The organism is Halomonas sp. NPDC076908 (assembly GCF_050269715.1).
Lineage (GTDB): Bacteria > Pseudomonadota > Gammaproteobacteria > Pseudomonadales > Halomonadaceae > Vreelandella.
This window is the reverse complement of record NZ_JBNNIW010000002.1, coordinates 196,222-211,994: the sequence shown is the minus strand read 5'-3', so window position 1 is coordinate 211,994 and position 15,773 is coordinate 196,222. Positions and strand designations below refer to the sequence as shown.

Sequence of the window (15,773 nt, the reverse complement as noted above, 5' to 3'; positions counted from 1 at the left end):
GAGGATGGCAGGAAGCAGTACAAGGTCTCGCCGGAGTTATTGAGACCTCTCCGGGACGTGAAGTAGGTCAACTACGTCTTGGAATGAACGCTTACTTCTCAAAATGGTTTAACTCTCTCAAGGATCGCAGAGCAAAAGCGAGGATCCAGGCGCGTATCGATCGCGTTGAGATGGGGCACTTTGGGGACGTAGAGCCAGTAGGTGATGGTATAAGCGAGCTCCGTATTTTCTACGGACCAGGCTACCGAGTCTATTTTGTTCAGAAGGGGCCTGTTGTTGTGATTTTACTTTCAGGTGGTGATAAAAGCTCTCAACAAGCAGATATCGCTAAAGCCAAAGAAATTGCGAAGCAATTAGAGGTATAGGCTATGAACGTTAAAACTAAACGTTGGAACTCAGCAGAACATCTTAAAACCCATGAAGATGTCCAACTTTATCTTGAGGCATGCATTGAAGAGGCCGGTGACGATTCGGCATTTATTGTTCATGCTTTAAGTGTTGTCGCTCGCGCGCAAAATATGAGTCAACTTGCGAGGGATGCGGGACTGACACGGGAAGGGCTGTATAAGGCATTATCACCAGAAGGTAACCCTACCTTTGCTACCGTAGCTAAAGTTGCTAAAGCGCTTGGTCTGCAGTTAACCATTCAAGCGTCTGCTAATAAGACAATCCCGCACGGAGGTGCCGATGATCCGTATCGTCATGATCGCCATGCCAGCAGCTGGCCATGTCAACCCTAGCGCACCGCTAGTCCGCGAACTGGTCCGGCGCGGCATCGACGTCACTTTCTACGTCACCGAGGAGTTCCGCTCCGTTGCCGAGCAGGCTGGGGCCACCTTTCGCGCCTATCCCGACGGGACCATCTCCTCCAAAGTAATTGCCGATGCCAACGCTCACGGCGGATCGGCGAAGGTCGTACAGCGACTACTGGAGGCGACGCAGACGCTGTTGCCGCTGCTGGAGTCGGAACTGCGGGAGAACCCGCCGGACGCGATCATGTTCGACTCGAACGCCCTATGGGGGCGAATGCTCGCAACCCGTCTGCGCCGTCCAGCGATCTCTCTTATGACCACGATCCTCGTCAACGCTCCGCGTTCCGCAGTTTGACTGTACGCGAGCCTCTCGCCGTAGCGTGGGAGACCGCGACTTCTCTGCCGGGAACCCTCGGCGCGCGACGCCGGCTTCTGCGAAGCCCCGGTCGTGACCTCCTGCCATCGAGTCCGATATTCCCGGCCCGAGGTGATCTAACGATTTTCCCAATTCCTGCATGGATTCAATCTCCCGATGACCGGTGCGATGCGAGTAGCCACTTCGTCGGCCCTTCCATCGATACCGCGCCACACTCCGGGGAGATTGATCGGCAACTCGAACGCCTCCTTGAAGACGAAACTCCCCTGTTGCTGGTATCCCTGGGGACACTGCACCGTGGGGGCGAAGACTTTTTCAGGTCTTGCATCGATGCTTTCGCAACGCTGCCTGCGAACGTGCTACTGGTCGTCGGCCGTGCCATGGACCCCAGCGATTTTGAGTCAGCGTCCTCGAACATAGTGGTGCGGGCCGTCGTGCCCCAACTCGCGGTGCTGCGGCAGGCGGCGGTGTTCGTGACGCACGGCGGAATGAACAGTGTGATGGAGGGGCTCCATTTCGAGGTGCCGATGGTCGTGATCCCCCAGCAGGTTGAGCAATTCCTTATCGGCCAGGCTGTCGCGGACCGGGGCGCGGGTCTTGTGCTGCGGCAACACCTTAGTGGGCAGAAGATCAGCACGAGGGAACTACGGACAACCGTCGAGACACTGCTGGACGATTCGTCATACACAGCTTTGGCCCGCACTCTTGCGGCGACTCTGCACGAGGGTGGTGGAGCAATGAAGGCTGCCGATCTGATCGAACGTCTTCTCGGCAACACCACCGAGTCGAGGCAACCTGCTTAGGGCGCTATATCCTCTATGCCCTTCGACAAGTCTTAGTTGCACGATTCAAGTCCAGTGGCAGCAAGATTCGGCCACGCATAACACACCGCACAAGCCGATTGACCTACGCTACGGCCAGCGGCTTAGTTCGGCGTTACGTGTCAGGCAAGCTTCCATGTGACTTTTTCAGAGTCTCCTTAGTTATGAGCGGCGGCACGATGAATCAATGTCGAAGTAACCGTATTAAGAAAATCGGTCAACGTGATGGTCGGGAAAATAGATTAAGACAGCAGGCAGTAGAGGTATCTTGAAATTGGGTTTTTCTACAGCCTCGTTATGTGATCTTTGGTGTAACTAGAAAATTTCGCTGTGAGAGCCAATTCGAGCAAGTTGCAGGGTGTTATTAGCAATTCTGTAGATTAAACCGAGGTCTGGCTTGATGTGGCAATCTCTAAAGCCGAGCCAGTTTCCAGTGAGAGGATGGTCAACATTTTTTGGCGCGAGTGATTCACCGCGCTGGTGCTGGGAGATGATATTCCCAACTTTCAGAATGTCAGGAATAGGCGTTTTAGCAATTTTTTGAAATCTTTTTTAAATTGAGTTGAATATTCAAGAGTGAGCATTTCGAACCTTGCCTTCGGTCAACTCGTTGAACATATCATCGATAGATGGGCTTTGTTTGCCTTTACCTTCAACCAATTCTTTGATTGCAGCGGCAGTTGTTCCATTTGGTTGACGCGCTTTAAGCTCAAAAGGTATACCGCCATGATTGATGACGGCACGGGCAAAAAGCTTGAGTGCCTGAGATGGGCTTAGCCCGACACCATCGCAAATGTTTGTAAAAGCAACTTTTGTGTCATGATCTATGCGTGTGCTAAGCATTTCGCTTTTCATGGTAATTATTCCAGAGTGTGTTTCAATGTAAGGAATTGTAACACATAGTTGGAATATCATATAACAAACCGCGTCATTCGGGGCCTTCGGCCCCTGCGACGCTCATAAGTTCGCGCGCATGCGCGGCGGCGTTGAGGCTGTAGAAAAACCCCGCTGACGCCTAAGTTTTAGTAGAATCGGAAAAACAGATGAGGAGCGGTCAGTATGCCGCGCTTCAAGCCTTATAACCACGATCAAAATGCCATGGTGGTGATCAACTACCAAGATCAATTCCAACCCGGCACCTTTGAGCACGCAGTGCATTACCTGATCGAGCATAAACTCGACTTGTCGGTTTTCCATCCCACGTATCGCAACGACGCGACAGGTCGGCTGGCCTGTGATCCAGCCATCCTGCTGAAGATCATCCTGTTTGCCTACTCCAAAGGCATCACCTCCAGCCGCGAGATGCAGTGGTGCTGTGAGACCAATATCATTTTCAAAGCCCTTTCCTGCGATACCGTTCCCCACTTCACCACACTGGCCAGCTTCGTCAGTCGCCATGCCGATGAGATTGAAGCGCTGTTCGAACAAGGTCTGCCGCAGCGCAAACTTGTTGCGCAAATAGTATGCGCATATTATAAGTTTATAGTTCCGCGCGAGGATTGAACCATGCACGCTGCTGAAGTTACCAAATCCACCCGAAAACCAACGAACTTATCGCTAGATAGTGTTCTTCTCAAAGAGGCAAAAAGCTTGGGAATCAATGTCTCACGATCCGCAGAGGCGGGGATTGCGGAAGCTGTGAAACGTCATAAGCAGGAGAAGTGGCTGAAAGAAAATGCTAGCGCCCTGGCAAGCTCGAACGCATACGTTGAAGCTAACGGTTTGCCTCTCGCACGGCACCGTCAGTTCTGATGGCTCGTTTCGACGTTTTTGAAAATGAGGGTGGGACTGGCTACCTGCTGGACGTTCAGTCAGGCCTTCTCAGCGGTTTGAACATCCGCGTTGTTGTGCCGCTGCTGCCCAAATCCACCGCGCCGTCCCCTGCCAAGCGGCTTAATCCTGTATTTAGCATTGAGGGGCAGGAGCTAGTAATGGCCACTCAGTATATGGCTGCTGTACCCGAAGGTGAATTGCGCTCTGGCGTTGGTAGCCTTGCAGAGAAGCAGGATGAAATCTCCGTGGCGTTGGACATGTTGTTTTTGGGCTTTGGATGCCAAAAGTCATAATTTTCAGTAGCGTGCGGTGCTGTGTCGTTATCGCTTGGGTTTGATGCTTTTCCAGGCTAGCCCAACCAGCGCAATCACCAGTACGGCGAACAGCACGGCGGCCCCCGTGGAATCCAGCACCTGTAGAGTCATGCCTGAAACGATCAGCCAGAGCGCGGGAATGATGACGGCGATCCACAGAGCGAAGCCCCGGAGCAAGATAAGCACCAGACCCAACGTGGTCACCGCCGTGGGGTCGGCGTGTATGCCGAACACTTCTGCTTGGTACCAGGAACCGCCGCTTAGCGGCGCCATCAGCGGCATTACTATCAGGCCGAAGAGGGTGATGGCTGTGCCTATAGCAACTGGTGGTTTTGTTGCGTGTGGCGCGTTACCCACTCCCCACCCTGTTAGCGCTATGACTACCAGCAGCACAGCCTGGACGATGAAAGCGTAGCCAACATAGCCCCCGGCCCAGTTGAGCTCTGCATAGTGCTGAATGAAAAACGCGACGGCGACGAAGGCCCACAGCGGGGCGGGTAGCAGGCAGGCGAGTCGCGTGCGGTGTTTCAGTGCCAGAACAAGGGTGGCGGTGCCCAGGGCAAGGGTTAGCAAATGCAACGGCCAGAAGGTTTCGCCCATGCGCTCCAGCAGACGAAAGTAAACATCCGCAGTGAAGGGAATAAAGTCCTGCAGCTGGTAGCTCGTCCACTCGTTCATAATGACTCGATATAGGCGGCCATCCGCTGCCGGGCAACGGCCGAAGGCATGGGGGAGTGGCCAGCGCGCATGTTCTCGTGCATATGTTCGACCTGGGTGGTGGCGGGTATCGCGCAGGTGATGGCAGGGTGGCTGACGATAAACTTCAGCAGAAAGTCCGCCCAGGTTGTGCAGCCACATTCCTCCTGTGCCCACTCGGGCAATGGCGCGTTACGGCGCTTGAGGTTCTGGATAAGGCTGCTGCCATCATAAGGCCGATTGGCGATTACGCCGATGCCCCGTTCTTCTGCTAGGGGCAGTAGCCGGTTTTCGGCCTCGCGGTGGGTGATGTTGTAGGTGAGCTGAACAAAGTCGATATCCTCTGACGTCATGATCTGCTCAATTTCGTTGTGGCGGCGCCCGTGTGAGGTGGTAATGCCGACATGACAGATGAGGCCTTCGGCTTTTATCTCCTGCAGCGCTGCCAGGTGCTCGCGCCAGTCGGCCAGGTTATGGACCTGCACCAGGTCGAAGTGCTCTACCTTCCAGCGCTCTTTCAGCTCCGCCACCTGCTCGCGGGATGAGCCACCGGCGGGGCTCCAGACCTTCTCTGCGGAAAACAGGCTCTCGGGCGTGCCGAGTTCTTGTAAGGCATAGCCCATTACATCCGGGGCCGAGCCATACATGGGCGAAGAGTCGATCAGGCCACCGCCATGCTCGAAAAATGCCTTAACCACCTCGGTACGTGCATCGAGCAACGTCGTGTCGCTGCCAACGTTGAAGGTGCGCCAGGTTCCCATACCAATCACGGGCAGCTTTTTGTCAGTGCCCGCAAAGGCCTTCTGGTGTATCCCCCTGGTATTGGCAAACAGCGGTACGCTTGGCAACATCATGGCGGCAAGCGTGGCACCCATGAGCTTAAGGATTTGTCTGCGCGTGATGCGATGCTTGATGCGATACCTGATGTGATAGCTCATAGCGGTCGCTCCTTCAGGTTTTTTTGAATCGGCACCGTGGCAGCCAACACCAGCACAAAGCATGTCAGCACAAACACCTTATTCACAAACCAGTTGGTGCGCCAGATCGACCACTCGGGGTCGGCGAGAAAACGGGCGAACAGGGTACAGATAATGAGGATTTCAATAACAGACATGCCCACCGCCAATGCGCGCGTATAGCGAGGCCGTTCGAGCAGCGCCCAGCCTAGCCAGATGTGGGCCACTGGCCAGAGATCCCAATAGATATAACGTGGCCAAGGTTCCCCGTATGCCAGCGCATAGCCAACGGGGAACAGGTATTTGATGAACAGCGTCCACGCAGCAAGAATAAACAGCAGGTGGGCGAGAAAGCTGATCCAGGCATTTCGTTGTGGGGCGGGCAGTGACATGACATCGCTCCTTTCCTGGGCCGTTAATGGTTCGTCCTCACACCATCTTCAATGAGTGCTTGCGCGTTGGCGGGGGATAGGCGGTGTCGATTTGTGCCAGATCATCGTCGTCGAGTCTGACATTATCTGCATCACAGTTCTGTTTAAGGTGATCCAGATTCACGGCTTTAGGAATAGCAAACACGCCGGGATGGCGCAGTGCCCAGGCGAGGGCGACTTGCGCGGTGGTGGCGCTGTGTTTGTCGGCGATGCGTTGTAGGGCGGCGTCCTTCAATAGTGCGCCACCTTGCCCGATCGGGCAGTAGGCCATGAGCGGCATGTTTTGTTGTGCTTGCCAGGGCAGCAGGTCGTATTCAATGCCCCGTGCTTCGGGGTTGTAGAGCACCTGATTGGTGGTGCAAGCGGGCGTGTCGAGCTCTGACAAGTCGTCAATATCAAAGTTCGACACGCCCCAGCGCAGGATTTTGCCCTGTTCACGCAGCCGCTCAAAAGCTTCCACTGTTTCGCTCAGCGGGTACTGGCCGCGCCAGTGCAGCAAGTAGAGATCGATAGTGTCGGTGCCCAATCGTCGCAGACTGCGCTCGCAGGCGGCTTGAACACCTTCGGTGCTGGCGTTGTGTGGGTAGACCTTGCTGACCAGATACACTTCATCGCGCCGACCGCGGATTGCTTGGCCAACGACCTCTTCTGCGCCGCCCTCTGCATACATCTCCGCGGTATCGATCAGCGTCATGCCCAGATCGAGACCTTCACGCAACGCCCTGACCTCAGCCTGCCGCTGCCCGGCATTCTCGCCCATATGCCAGGTGCCCTGGCCTATACGGGGTACGCTTACGCCGCCTAGCTTGATCGTCTGCATAATTCTATAGCTCCTTTGTCACTATTCCAATGGCACCGCTGTGCAAAGCGTTACGCATTCCTATAAGTTAGTTGAATGGAAGTGATAGAACTTACTAGTACTCTGGAGAGGTACTATCAGCGGCGTGCTACCACCACGTCAGGTTCAACGCACCCCGGGGAGAGCTATCATGACAGAACCATCCAGACCCCAAACTGCCGAGGGTGGTTGCTTTTGTTCGGCGGTGCGCTATCGCATCATTGGACCTCCGCTTTTGTCCATCATATGTCACTGCAATACCTGCAGAAGAACGAGCTCGGCGCCTTCCGTAGGTTGGCTCACGGTCAACCGAGGCTGCTTCGAGCTGCTGGGCGATCCTCCGCAGCAATTTACCTCGTCTCCAGGCGTCGAGCGCACGTTCTGTGGCAAATGCGGTAGTCCCATTACCTATGTGAGTGCGGATGATCCCGATATGATGGACGTCACAACTCTATCGCTAGACCGTCCAGAACTGTTCCCGCCAAGTCGGGAGATGTGGCTCGAACACAGAGTGCCTTGGGAGTCGAGCAATGCGAGCATCCGCCAGTACCCCAGGGAGAGCAGCGACGGTCCCTACCACGGCACCTAACCCTAGGCTCAAGCAGAGCGCCAGTTGCAAGGAAAGGTGGGGCAAGTACCCCAGCCCGATGCCACCCAGTTCGATGTTGATGAAAATGGATAGCCAATCCCGCTCCCCATCGAGAACTCTGCTACGGTTAAAGGACGCCGTGCGCATCTGGGGCTGAATATTCTGGTGCGCTTAGCGTTATATAGGCCAATGTTTGGTACTAATCTCAAAATATAAGGACATTTTTATGATCAGAACCATAATGGTTGAGCTATCTACGATCGAAGCCGCTGCTTATCGCCAGAAACTTCGTGGTGGTCATTCCGGCATTGTTATCATGCGCTACGATACCGGCCAACCGGGGATCGCCACCCTCAATCGCAAGTCGGGAGAACCCGATCCTTCACATAATACCGATCTGAAACTGTTCCCCCTTGAGGCTTTCAAGGAAGTCATGGAACTGACGGCCGGCATGCCCTATTCACGGCGCGGGAAAGTCAAACTCAGCGGTGAAAAAGAGGACGCCAGCACCCAGGAGGAGAGTGCTGAGGAATTGGCAACGGTGGATAGCGCTGAGTATGAAGCGATAGTTAAGACCTACACCAATCGTAAAGGCGAATTATCCTACGACCTGTTAAATAAGGATTTTATTCAGTTTGCCAAGTCGAGCAAGACCATCTCCGACATGATTGCCAATCATGCGTCAGTAGATGATATTCGCGATCACGTGGTGAAAGTAAAGCTTGAAAGCATCACCGGCAATCGTGATTTGACGGTAGCGCAAACCCAGCGAATCGTCGAGATGCTTGATGAAGTCAGCCCACGGCACGTGTTCAAAGAGCTGAATGACGAAATCAGAAAGATGCTTGCTAGCCGTTAAAGAGCTAGTTGTTAAAAAAATTAGTCGTTAAAAGTTGGGGTCAGTGTAACGTTATTCATAATCAATATTACGCTGACCCTGATGTTCGAGTAATTCTCCAATAAGTAAATTAAGCATCGACTCTTTCAGGGGCTAGATATTAAATCCTCGCGGCATACATGCTAAGCAGCAGCTAATCAAGCGCGGTGCTTGGATGTCTTTGTCTCTGCTTCAAAGCCACTGTTGCGCGCAGCGTCGAGTAGATCGTTGAGGATGTGTATGCAGTTCATCGTAAATATAGATGTGGAGGAGATTGGGAAAGCAATTTCCTTCTACGAAAGTGGCCTCGGTTTACAACTCATTCGGCGGCTATTTGGCGATACGGTTGCAGAGATGGGCGGAGGGCCTGCCCCTATTTACCTGATCGAGCAGCCTGATGCGAGCGCTGCTGCTCCCGGTACCTCCCTTCAACGTGACTACAAGCGCCATTGGACACCAGTACATCTGGATTTTATTGTTGAAGATATTAACGCGGCAGTAACGCAGGCCGTTTCGGCGGGCGCTGCCCTGGAAGGGGAAATCACGTCGTTCGCCTGGGGCAAACTTGCGGGAATGAGCGATCCATTTGGTAATGGATTCTGTCTGCTAGCGTTTGCTGATAGAGGTTACGATCATGCGAAGTAATGCTCAACACATGGCGACAGACGCCTCGCATTCTGCTGGGTGTCATGTGGTCAACTGAACCTTGTCGTTAGGGCGAAAAGACCACAGGTCAGAAAAGATGATGAATGCAGTGATTCCAGATGAAGCGAAACAAGCGCAGTCCGTCGTTGAAGACGTGCTTGGCGAGTCGGTTGTGGGTATTTATCTTTTCGGCTCTGCTGTTGTGGGCGGCTTAAAGCGTAATAGCGATGTCGATATTCTGGTGGCAGTTGATGCCCCGCCAACCTTTAAACAGAGGAAATCTTTGGTTGCTCAGTTGATGAAGGTTTCGGGAGCTATGGGAAATGCTCGTTCTGTTAGGCCCGTAGAGCTGACGGTTATCACGATCTCTGATGTTGTACCCTGGCGGTTTCCGCCTCGGGCAGAATTTGTATACGGCGAGTGGTTGCGCGAAGAGTTCGAGGCAGGAAGCGTGCCGAATCCAGCCTATGATCCTGACCTTGCCATTGTTCTGAAAAAGGTGGTCGATAACAGCCTGCCGCTTTATGGCGCTAATGCTGCAGAGGTTTTCGAGCCGGTGCCAGTAGCGGATGTCCGAAGGGCAATTCGTGACTCTTTGCCAACACTACTGGCGGAAATAGCAGGTGATGAACGTAATGTCGTCTTGACCTTGTCTCGCATGTGGTTGACGGCAGCAACGGGCGAAATTGCTTCAAAAGATGCGGCAGCGGAGTGGGCGGGAGGGCAACTGGCAAAGGAACACGCTGATTTATTGAACTACGCTCAGCAAGGTTACCTCGGAAATATTGAGGACCGATGGGAAGAGAGGCAGGTGGAGTTCAATACGCTCACCTGTTGTCTACGAAAATCTATTGAGGCGTGTCTTGGTATCTAACAGCGAGAAGGTTCTGACGATAAGGACGAATATTGTTGAAAGAAGCTTACTCATCACGCTGTTTGTGGCGGCCATTGGGAATAAGAAAATACATCGGAGCTTGTCGATTTCGCTCACTCTCGAACGACTAGGTAATAGTTCGGTCATTCGGCCGTAGCCCCGTTTTGGGCAGCCGCTTTCGAGAGGGAATTGATGATGATTACTGTGTATATGTTCCCTAATGTGACTTCCTACTTGATGCGCTGCCACGATCGGCCAGCGTGGCATAAATGTCTCGATGCGTACCACCGCCGCTTGGCAGTGTAAGTGCTCTTCACTGTCTTGGCGAAGATTGTCAGTGCTGACGCGGCTCAACGCCGCTCATGGAATACATAGGAGAGTCAGGTAATGGCGACAACTAAACAGCCGCTGCCGAGTATCGTATCTTCAGAAGAGTGGGAAGTAGCGCTGAATCAGCTACTTATAAAAGAGAAAGCACTGACCCGTGCACGCGACGCTTTGAGCGCTGAGCGTAGAAAGTTGCCCATGGTGAAAGTAGAAAAGAACTACGATTTCCATGGCGTCAATGGCACTACGTCGTTTCTCGAATTATTCGGAGGGCGCCGCCAACTCATTGTTTATCACTTTATGTACGCACCTGACTGGAAAGCGGGATGTGATGGATGCTCTTGGGTGGCCGATGCCATGACGAATATGACCTTTAAGAATTAAGCTGAACTAAATAAACCAGTTAAAGGGAAACTGAAAGCGCATAACATTCATAAGCGTAGTTGCCGCTTACATGGCACTCCTTTGCCGCTTCCAGACGCCTTCCTGCTTACATCACTACTAGCCAGTGATTATGCTACCTCACGATTATCACGCCATGTAAAGCGAATGTTGTTTATCTTGGCGATTCCACTCATTTTAAATATGGCGAGTTTGCAGGGTGTGAGTCAGCGCCGACCAATTTAGTCGCTAGTAATCCCGCCCTATTAAGCGCATCTGTTACTGATTTTTGGTGCCGTTCGTCCCCAAACTCCTGGTATTCAGAACTTATTTCATAAAATGATTTTACGCCCAAGTATCGGCTTAAGGTTCTGATATGAGGCCCCAGGTGATTCATATGTTCACGTTCTCCTCCTGGGCCAAAGCCAAACTCTCCGCATGAGGTCACTAAAACCAGCGTTTTCCCTGATAACAGAGGCTCAATGGGATAGTCTCCCCGCGCTAAGTCAAAGCTAAATGTTTTATTGATGCGCATGACCTGATCGAACCACGCTTTAAGAGGGGCGGGCATTCCATAGTTGTACATGGGGGAGGAGATCAAAATGATATCCGCCTGAGCTAACTCGCTGAACAACTGGTTTGATAGAGCCAATTTTTCACACTGCTCAGGGCTTTTACGATCATCGGGTGTGAAGACGGCACCTATCCACTCTTGGTCAATAAAAGCGGGTGGGTTCAATCCAATATCACGATAGATATACTTATCTGTATTTCGAAGTGATTTCCATTTTTCGACAAAGTGAATAGCAATGCGCTTAGATATTGAGTTGTGATCAGGATTTGAGTTGTCTGCCTTACGTACGCTAGCGTCTATGTGAAGTAAAGTATGCATTTTAGCCTCAGAAAGTGGCGGTGTGGAGAGGCTATGCTGTATCTTTGCCGGTTCGGAAACAAATGAGTAAAATGGCTGGATAGATGAGTAAAACTTATCTATTGAGCTTGTTGGTAATAACCAAAATCGGGAGTTGCTGGTGGTGAATGCTTCATTACAGGCGATTAGAGTTTTTGAAGCAGCAGCGCGTCTTGGGAGTTTTAAAGATGCTGCTGAGGAATTGTCGATCACCTCAGCGGGTGTTTCTCACCACATCAGCAATCTTGAGCAGAGGCTAGGGGTTTCGCTATTTACTCGAAAAAATCGCAAAGTCATCTTAACGGTTGAGGGGCATCAGCTTGCGCAGGCAACAACCGCAGGCCTCCAGCAAATTCAAAGGGCACTGGATAATCTAAAGCAAGATGCATCACGGCTGAATATTGATACAACATCGTCATTTGCTGCGTTGGTACTAATCCCGCTGTTGCATGACTTTAATAATGTCCACCAAAATATTGATGTTGAAGTATCAACAGGCGAAACAGCAGTAGCTAAAATCACCACCCTCTCTATTCGCTTGGGAGATGCAAGTCTGGTAGAACAATCAAGCCTATTAAAAAGAGAGTATTTTAACCTATATGGAACTTCTTCATTTATCCGCTCAATGCAACAGCACGCTCCTTATATTGTTTACCTGACTAAATGGAAAAATCGCAAATTACCGGATTCACCCTGGTCTGAATGGCTATTGGCAAATGATGGGTCTCTTCAAAACGCTGAAATAAGATATTTTGACCAAGAGCTTTATGGCATATATGAAGCTATTGCGGGTAGGGGGCTAGTGTTTTGTTCCGAAACACTGGTTTCTGATTTTGTAAAAGCCAAAGCATTGCAGCCGATGTCGCATCAAAGCGTGGGTTCTAGGTTGTGTTACTACATCCCTACACAAAGCTGGCAGCACAGCACCAAAATGCAGACCTTTGTCGACTGGCTGAGAGCTAGTATTAATTAATAATTTGTCAGTTGTGGTTGCTTAAACGAGCACTCTAAAAAGTGAGAAAACGATGTCAATTCAGCACATACAAGCCAGCCTCTATGAAGCACATAATGCCCTTGAGAACCTTCTATCCAATCAGGACTCGCTTGAAAGCATTGAGCGCGCATCTGAATTGTTAGTTACCACTTTTGAGCGCAAAGGCCGCGTCTACTCGTGTGGTAATGGAGGCTCAATGTGCGATGCAATGCACTTCGCTGAAGAGCTAACTGGGCGTTATCGCAGCGATCGTGCGGCGCTTGCTGCTGCGGCTATCAGCGATCCTGGGCATATGAGCTGCGTTGGAAATGACCTAGGCTATGAGTATGTGTTTTCGCGCTACATTGAGGCGCATGGTCGTGAGGGCGACTGCTTATTGGCGCTTAGCACCAGTGGTACAAGCAAAAATGTTTTAGCTGCCGCTCGTGCAGCGAAATCACTGGGCTTAAAGGTGATTGTTTTATCAGGTAGACAAAGCCCGGAGCTAGAAGCACTGAGTGATGTTTATATCTGTACACCTGCTGGCAGCTACGCAGATCGCGTGCAAGAGCTACATATCAAGGTGCTACATATCCTCATTGAGCTAGTTGAGCGACATTTCTTTCCGTCAAATTATCGAATGGATGTGTGACCTTATCGTCTATGTGAATTGTTCAAAAAACTGCCGTATGTTCCACCAATACCGCTAAGCCAATACCGATCAGCACAACACCGCCAATTAATTCTGCCCAGTGACCAACAAACTTGCCGAGTTTGTGGCCCAGGAAAGTGCCCATAGAGGCCATTACGGTTGTGGCGAGACCAATAGCTAAGCTAGTGGCGATAATGTTGGCATCGATAAAGGCAAGGCTTGCGCCTACGGCCATGGCATCAATGCTGGTAGCGGTGGCGGTAAGCACCAGCAGCCAGAGGGTTTGCTTTTTATGTTCTACCTTTTCTTCTTTTTTGAGCGCGGCATACATCATATGTAGGCCAATAATGGTCAGCAGTGTAAAGGCTACCCAATGATCCCACGCTTCGACATACTGCTGTGATGCCTTACCCGCAACCCAGCCGAGTACTGGCGTTATTGCTTCGATGACGCCAAATACCAATCCAATGCCGATAGCATGGCGGAAACGTGGTTTTTGCAGCTCAGCGCCTTTACTAAGAGAAGCGGCGAAGGCGTCTGCAGACATAGACACGGCCAGAAATAGTAGCGTGATGGGCGTCATGGAGTATCCATTCTCTTGCTGAAAACTGTTGTTGAAAAATTAACGCGCATATAAGTCTTCAGGCATGACGAAAAAAAGCCATACCTGAGTATAAAAATTGGGTATTCGATAGCGCTGAATCCTACCATGTTTTAATGCTTAAGCAAGTGAGGTGGTTGAAAATAAAGTTTGTATTAGTGAACTAACATAGCCTTGGCTAACAATGTATGTGTTGGCTGATTTTGTTGCCTTGTTGGTGTAATTTTTATTGGTTTTAGCGATGGTTTTTTACTTTATTTTTTAGTTTGGAGTTGGTTGTTATCTGAGTTAATAAGCATAGTTTAAATATTAAAATAATGGGTAAGGTTTAAAAATTAAGAGTGTATTAAATTAAGCATCACTATTTAGGTGCTTAGAGTGAGTCACTCTATAGATGAATTAATGTTACGGTCTTGAGTGATCGTGTTACAGTATGTGCGCCCTAAATTTCAGCCGGTTTTCGCTAGCATGTTGGGCATGGTTGAAACAGTGTCTAAAAAAGAGGAAAGCCGCATGAGACGGACGTTTCCTTTGTTCCCTTCTATTATTAATTTTATCTAAACAAGTAGGGTTTAATATGCGATTAGCGGCGTTTATTCGGGCTGAAATTGAGTCGATTCTTAGAGATTGGGAGGCGTTCTCCAAAACCCTCTACCACGCTAAGAATATGGGTAAGAAAGAGCTGCGCGACCATGCTAGAGAAATGCTGTTGGAGATTGCTGATGATCTTGATTCTCAGCAAGACAAGACTCGGCAGGCGGCTAAATCGAAAGGCCCTGCGCCAAAGGATGGGGAAGAGACCTGGGCAGAAGTGCACGGTGAGGATCGGCAGACCAGCGGCTTTACTGTTATTGAAACGGTATCTGAGTTTCGAGCGCTGCGGGCGAGTGTCGTGTCTCATTGGAGTAAAGCGCATCCCTCGATGGCTGGTCAAAGGCTAGAAGATCTCACCCGTTTCCATGAAGCAATCGATCAAGCCGTCGCCGAATCATTAGAGAAGTACGCCACTGTTAAAGAGATGGAAACCCGGCTGTTCGGTGCTATTTTGCTTGCATCGCCAGACCCGATTTATGTGCTCGACCTTGAAGGTCGCTTTATCTATGTCAACAAGGCCACCGCAGATCTATTTGCGATGGAGCCAGAGACGATCATCGGTAAATCGACGTTTGATCTAGGCTTCTCGTTTGCCAGTGATTTTCAGCGCAACCTGGACAAGGTCGTTGCTGATCAATCGACTTATCGCGGCAAGTTTGTACATAGATTTGCTTCTGGGTCGGGTGAACGGTTCGAGTATCTACTTGCCCCCGTCCTTGATGAACAGCAAGACACTGAAGCAACCGTGTGTATTTCCCGGGATATTACGGAGCAGGCCATAGCGGAAGAGAAAGTATGGCATAACGCCCACTATGATCTTTTAACAGGTCTGCCTAATCGGCGACTTTTTGTGGACCGACTGGAACAGGAAATCAAACATGCGAAACGCCGTAGCCAGACGCTCGCGTTGCTCTTTATGGATCTAGATGGCTTTAAGGACGTCAACGATTCGCTTGGCCATGAAGCGGGGGATCGTATTCTTGCGGATGTCGCAGAACGCTTAATGGACTGCGTTCGGGCGAACGATACGGTTGCTCGTTTAGGTGGGGATGAGTTTACCGTGATTCTCACCGGCGCTAATCAACGCAAAGATATAGAACGGGTGGCGCAGACGATCATTGATGCCTTGGCGATGCCATTTTATTTGGGGGAACAGCGCATTCAGATTTCCGCCAGCATTGGCATCTCGTTCTATCCTGGAGACGTTGCCACCCCAGATGCATTGTTAGAAGCGGCTGATCAGGCGATGTATAAAGCCAAGAAAGCCGGTTCTAATCAGATGTTTTTTTACGACACGTTTGAAAAGTTGGATACCTTAATTGAACAATGATTGCCTACCTGCACAGTGAACATCCTTCTTTACCTATTTTATTAGATGCCAACATTGCTGCTG

Annotated in this window: 22 protein-coding genes and 1 pseudogene; 15 read left to right on the top strand and 8 right to left on the bottom strand. The window is 50.9% G+C overall.

Features of this window, described 5'->3' with window-relative positions; genetic code table 11:
- The 4 genes from ACQKE4_RS02175 to ACQKE4_RS02160 form a co-directional block, all read left to right on the top strand.
- Positions 1 to 365, top strand: a 365-nt coding sequence (locus ACQKE4_RS02175; RefSeq protein WP_427386687.1) for a type II toxin-antitoxin system RelE/ParE family toxin, incomplete at its 5' end; no start/stop codon positions are given.
- A gap of 3 nt (positions 366 to 368) precedes the next feature.
- On the top strand, positions 369 to 740 hold the full coding sequence (locus ACQKE4_RS02170) for an addiction module antidote protein (protein WP_427386686.1): 372 nt from the start codon (positions 369 to 371) through the stop codon (positions 738 to 740).
- Positions 688 to 1,107 carry a hypothetical protein gene (locus tag ACQKE4_RS02165; RefSeq protein ID WP_427386685.1) on the top strand — a complete coding sequence of 140 codons (420 nt, stop codon included), beginning with the start codon at positions 688 to 690 and terminating at the stop codon, positions 1,105 to 1,107. Before ACQKE4_RS02170 ends, ACQKE4_RS02165 begins: the two co-directional genes overlap by 53 nt.
- Complete coding sequence (locus ACQKE4_RS02160; RefSeq protein WP_427386684.1) at positions 1,017 to 1,931, top strand: nucleotide disphospho-sugar-binding domain-containing protein; 915 nt, start codon at positions 1,017 to 1,019, stop codon at positions 1,929 to 1,931. Before ACQKE4_RS02165 ends, ACQKE4_RS02160 begins: the two co-directional genes overlap by 91 nt.
- A 333-nt stretch (positions 1,932 to 2,264) precedes the next feature.
- Here the strand turns inward: ACQKE4_RS02160 and ACQKE4_RS02155 are convergent, their stop codons facing one another.
- Complete coding sequence (locus ACQKE4_RS02155) at positions 2,265 to 2,486, bottom strand: type II toxin-antitoxin system YafQ family toxin (protein WP_427386691.1); 222 nt, start codon at positions 2,484 to 2,486, stop codon at positions 2,265 to 2,267.
- A gap of 33 nt (positions 2,487 to 2,519) precedes the next feature.
- Entirely contained in the window at positions 2,520 to 2,804 is a 285-nt protein-coding gene (locus ACQKE4_RS02150) for a type II toxin-antitoxin system RelB/DinJ family antitoxin (protein ID WP_427386683.1), read from the bottom strand.
- A gap of 204 nt (positions 2,805 to 3,008) precedes the next feature.
- Here ACQKE4_RS02150 and ACQKE4_RS02145 point away from each other — a divergent pair.
- From ACQKE4_RS02145 to ACQKE4_RS02135, 3 genes and pseudogenes are all read left to right on the top strand, one after another.
- A pseudogene (locus ACQKE4_RS02145) lies at positions 3,009 to 3,377 on the top strand (transposase); the annotation flags it as partial.
- A 78-nt stretch (positions 3,378 to 3,455) separates the two neighbouring features.
- Positions 3,456 to 3,701, top strand: coding sequence for a type II toxin-antitoxin system CcdA family antitoxin (locus ACQKE4_RS02140; RefSeq protein WP_427386682.1), 246 nt, complete (start codon positions 3,456 to 3,458; stop codon positions 3,699 to 3,701).
- Positions 3,701 to 4,015 (top strand): CcdB family protein, encoded by a 315-nt coding sequence (locus tag ACQKE4_RS02135; RefSeq protein WP_427386681.1) that lies wholly within the window; start codon positions 3,701 to 3,703, stop codon positions 4,013 to 4,015. The genes ACQKE4_RS02140 and ACQKE4_RS02135 overlap by 1 nt, the downstream gene beginning before the upstream one ends.
- Before the next feature lie 27 nt (positions 4,016 to 4,042).
- Here the strand turns inward: ACQKE4_RS02135 and ACQKE4_RS02130 are convergent, their stop codons facing one another.
- The 4 genes from ACQKE4_RS02130 to ACQKE4_RS02115 are packed head-to-tail and all read right to left on the bottom strand — an operon-like array spanning position 4,043 to position 6,939.
- Entirely contained in the window at positions 4,043 to 4,714 is a 672-nt protein-coding gene (locus ACQKE4_RS02130; protein WP_427386680.1) for an MFS transporter permease, read from the bottom strand.
- A complete protein-coding gene (locus tag ACQKE4_RS02125) occupies positions 4,711 to 5,670 on the bottom strand; it encodes an aldo/keto reductase (protein WP_427386679.1) in 960 nt (319 codons plus the stop codon). Before ACQKE4_RS02125 ends, ACQKE4_RS02130 begins: the two co-directional genes overlap by 4 nt.
- A complete protein-coding gene (locus ACQKE4_RS02120) occupies positions 5,667 to 6,080 on the bottom strand; it encodes a hypothetical protein (protein WP_427386678.1) in 414 nt (137 codons plus the stop codon). The genes ACQKE4_RS02125 and ACQKE4_RS02120 overlap by 4 nt, the downstream gene beginning before the upstream one ends.
- A gap of 37 nt (positions 6,081 to 6,117) precedes the next feature.
- Complete coding sequence (locus tag ACQKE4_RS02115; RefSeq protein ID WP_427386677.1) at positions 6,118 to 6,939, bottom strand: aldo/keto reductase; 822 nt, start codon at positions 6,937 to 6,939, stop codon at positions 6,118 to 6,120.
- Between the two features lie 169 nt (positions 6,940 to 7,108).
- On the opposite strand from ACQKE4_RS02115, the gene ACQKE4_RS02110 reads away from it, so the two are divergent.
- The 5 genes from ACQKE4_RS02110 (at position 7,109) to ACQKE4_RS02090 (ending at position 10,653) form a co-directional block, all read left to right on the top strand.
- Positions 7,109 to 7,546 carry a GFA family protein gene (locus tag ACQKE4_RS02110; RefSeq protein WP_427386676.1) on the top strand — a complete coding sequence of 146 codons (438 nt, stop codon included), beginning with the start codon at positions 7,109 to 7,111 and terminating at the stop codon, positions 7,544 to 7,546.
- Between the two features lie 226 nt (positions 7,547 to 7,772).
- Positions 7,773 to 8,405, top strand: coding sequence for a hypothetical protein (locus ACQKE4_RS02105; RefSeq protein ID WP_427386675.1), 633 nt, complete (start codon positions 7,773 to 7,775; stop codon positions 8,403 to 8,405).
- A 258-nt stretch (positions 8,406 to 8,663) separates the two neighbouring features.
- On the top strand, positions 8,664 to 9,068 hold the full coding sequence (locus tag ACQKE4_RS02100; RefSeq protein WP_427386674.1) for a VOC family protein: 405 nt from the start codon (positions 8,664 to 8,666) through the stop codon (positions 9,066 to 9,068).
- Between the two features lie 97 nt (positions 9,069 to 9,165).
- The gene (locus ACQKE4_RS02095) at positions 9,166 to 9,942 is read left to right on the top strand and encodes an aminoglycoside adenylyltransferase family protein (protein ID WP_427386673.1); all 777 of its coding nucleotides are present in this window, start codon (positions 9,166 to 9,168) and stop codon (positions 9,940 to 9,942) included.
- Positions 9,943 to 10,329: 387 nt separating this feature from the next.
- On the top strand, positions 10,330 to 10,653 hold the full coding sequence (locus ACQKE4_RS02090; protein WP_427386672.1) for a DUF899 family protein: 324 nt from the start codon (positions 10,330 to 10,332) through the stop codon (positions 10,651 to 10,653).
- A gap of 190 nt (positions 10,654 to 10,843) precedes the next feature.
- Here the strand turns inward: ACQKE4_RS02090 and ACQKE4_RS02085 are convergent, their stop codons facing one another.
- Positions 10,844 to 11,542: an FMN-dependent NADH-azoreductase gene (locus tag ACQKE4_RS02085; protein ID WP_427386671.1), complete on the bottom strand. Its 699-nt coding sequence runs from the start codon at positions 11,540 to 11,542 to the stop codon at positions 10,844 to 10,846.
- A gap of 142 nt (positions 11,543 to 11,684) precedes the next feature.
- Here ACQKE4_RS02085 and ACQKE4_RS02080 point away from each other — a divergent pair, with 142 nt between their 5' ends.
- Together ACQKE4_RS02080 and ACQKE4_RS02075 are read left to right on the top strand one after the other, a co-directional pair.
- Positions 11,685 to 12,533 (top strand): LysR family transcriptional regulator, encoded by an 849-nt coding sequence (locus ACQKE4_RS02080; RefSeq protein WP_427386670.1) that lies wholly within the window; start codon positions 11,685 to 11,687, stop codon positions 12,531 to 12,533.
- A 52-nt stretch (positions 12,534 to 12,585) separates the two neighbouring features.
- Positions 12,586 to 13,185, top strand: coding sequence for an SIS domain-containing protein (locus ACQKE4_RS02075; RefSeq protein ID WP_427386669.1), 600 nt, complete (start codon positions 12,586 to 12,588; stop codon positions 13,183 to 13,185).
- A 22-nt stretch (positions 13,186 to 13,207) separates the two neighbouring features.
- Here ACQKE4_RS02075 and ACQKE4_RS02070 read toward each other — a convergent pair whose 3' ends face one another.
- The gene (locus tag ACQKE4_RS02070) at positions 13,208 to 13,768 is read right to left on the bottom strand and encodes a manganese efflux pump MntP family protein (RefSeq protein ID WP_427386668.1); all 561 of its coding nucleotides are present in this window, start codon (positions 13,766 to 13,768) and stop codon (positions 13,208 to 13,210) included.
- Between the two features lie 595 nt (positions 13,769 to 14,363).
- Here ACQKE4_RS02070 and ACQKE4_RS02065 point away from each other — a divergent pair.
- Positions 14,364 to 15,710: a diguanylate cyclase domain-containing protein gene (locus ACQKE4_RS02065; protein WP_427386667.1), complete on the top strand. Its 1,347-nt coding sequence runs from the start codon at positions 14,364 to 14,366 to the stop codon at positions 15,708 to 15,710.
- The last annotated feature ends 63 nt before the right edge of the window (positions 15,711 to 15,773 follow it).

What these genes read in the sequence shown, in the direction of transcription:
- ACQKE4_RS02135 (WP_427386681.1), top strand. Translation starts at nt 3,701, where the DNA reads ATGGCTCGTTTCGACGTTTTTGAAAATGAGGGTGGGACTGGCTACCTG.
- ACQKE4_RS02105 (WP_427386675.1), top strand. Translation starts at nt 7,773, where the DNA reads ATGATCAGAACCATAATGGTTGAGCTATCTACGATCGAAGCCGCTGCT.
- ACQKE4_RS02075 (WP_427386669.1), top strand. Translation starts at nt 12,586, where the DNA reads ATGTCAATTCAGCACATACAAGCCAGCCTCTATGAAGCACATAATGCC.
- ACQKE4_RS02160 (WP_427386684.1), top strand. Translation starts at nt 1,017, where the DNA reads ATGGGGGCGAATGCTCGCAACCCGTCTGCGCCGTCCAGCGATCTCTCT.
- ACQKE4_RS02070 (WP_427386668.1), bottom strand. Translation starts at nt 13,768, where the DNA reads ATGACGCCCATCACGCTACTATTTCTGGCCGTGTCTATGTCTGCAGAC.
- ACQKE4_RS02110 (WP_427386676.1), top strand. Translation starts at nt 7,109, where the DNA reads ATGACAGAACCATCCAGACCCCAAACTGCCGAGGGTGGTTGCTTTTGT.
- ACQKE4_RS02090 (WP_427386672.1), top strand. Translation starts at nt 10,330, where the DNA reads ATGGCGACAACTAAACAGCCGCTGCCGAGTATCGTATCTTCAGAAGAG.
- ACQKE4_RS02140 (WP_427386682.1), top strand. Translation starts at nt 3,456, where the DNA reads ATGCACGCTGCTGAAGTTACCAAATCCACCCGAAAACCAACGAACTTA.
- ACQKE4_RS02115 (WP_427386677.1), bottom strand. Translation starts at nt 6,939, where the DNA reads ATGCAGACGATCAAGCTAGGCGGCGTAAGCGTACCCCGTATAGGCCAG.
- ACQKE4_RS02130 (WP_427386680.1), bottom strand. Translation starts at nt 4,714, where the DNA reads ATGAACGAGTGGACGAGCTACCAGCTGCAGGACTTTATTCCCTTCACT.
- ACQKE4_RS02150 (WP_427386683.1), bottom strand. Translation starts at nt 2,804, where the DNA reads ATGAAAAGCGAAATGCTTAGCACACGCATAGATCATGACACAAAAGTT.
- ACQKE4_RS02170 (WP_427386686.1), top strand. Translation starts at nt 369, where the DNA reads ATGAACGTTAAAACTAAACGTTGGAACTCAGCAGAACATCTTAAAACC.
- ACQKE4_RS02165 (WP_427386685.1), top strand. Translation starts at nt 688, where the DNA reads ATGATCCGTATCGTCATGATCGCCATGCCAGCAGCTGGCCATGTCAAC.
- ACQKE4_RS02100 (WP_427386674.1), top strand. Translation starts at nt 8,664, where the DNA reads ATGCAGTTCATCGTAAATATAGATGTGGAGGAGATTGGGAAAGCAATT.
- ACQKE4_RS02095 (WP_427386673.1), top strand. Translation starts at nt 9,166, where the DNA reads ATGATGAATGCAGTGATTCCAGATGAAGCGAAACAAGCGCAGTCCGTC.
- ACQKE4_RS02120 (WP_427386678.1), bottom strand. Translation starts at nt 6,080, where the DNA reads ATGTCACTGCCCGCCCCACAACGAAATGCCTGGATCAGCTTTCTCGCC.
- ACQKE4_RS02125 (WP_427386679.1), bottom strand. Translation starts at nt 5,670, where the DNA reads ATGAGCTATCACATCAGGTATCGCATCAAGCATCGCATCACGCGCAGA.
- ACQKE4_RS02065 (WP_427386667.1), top strand. Translation starts at nt 14,364, where the DNA reads ATGCGATTAGCGGCGTTTATTCGGGCTGAAATTGAGTCGATTCTTAGA.
- ACQKE4_RS02085 (WP_427386671.1), bottom strand. Translation starts at nt 11,542, where the DNA reads ATGCATACTTTACTTCACATAGACGCTAGCGTACGTAAGGCAGACAAC.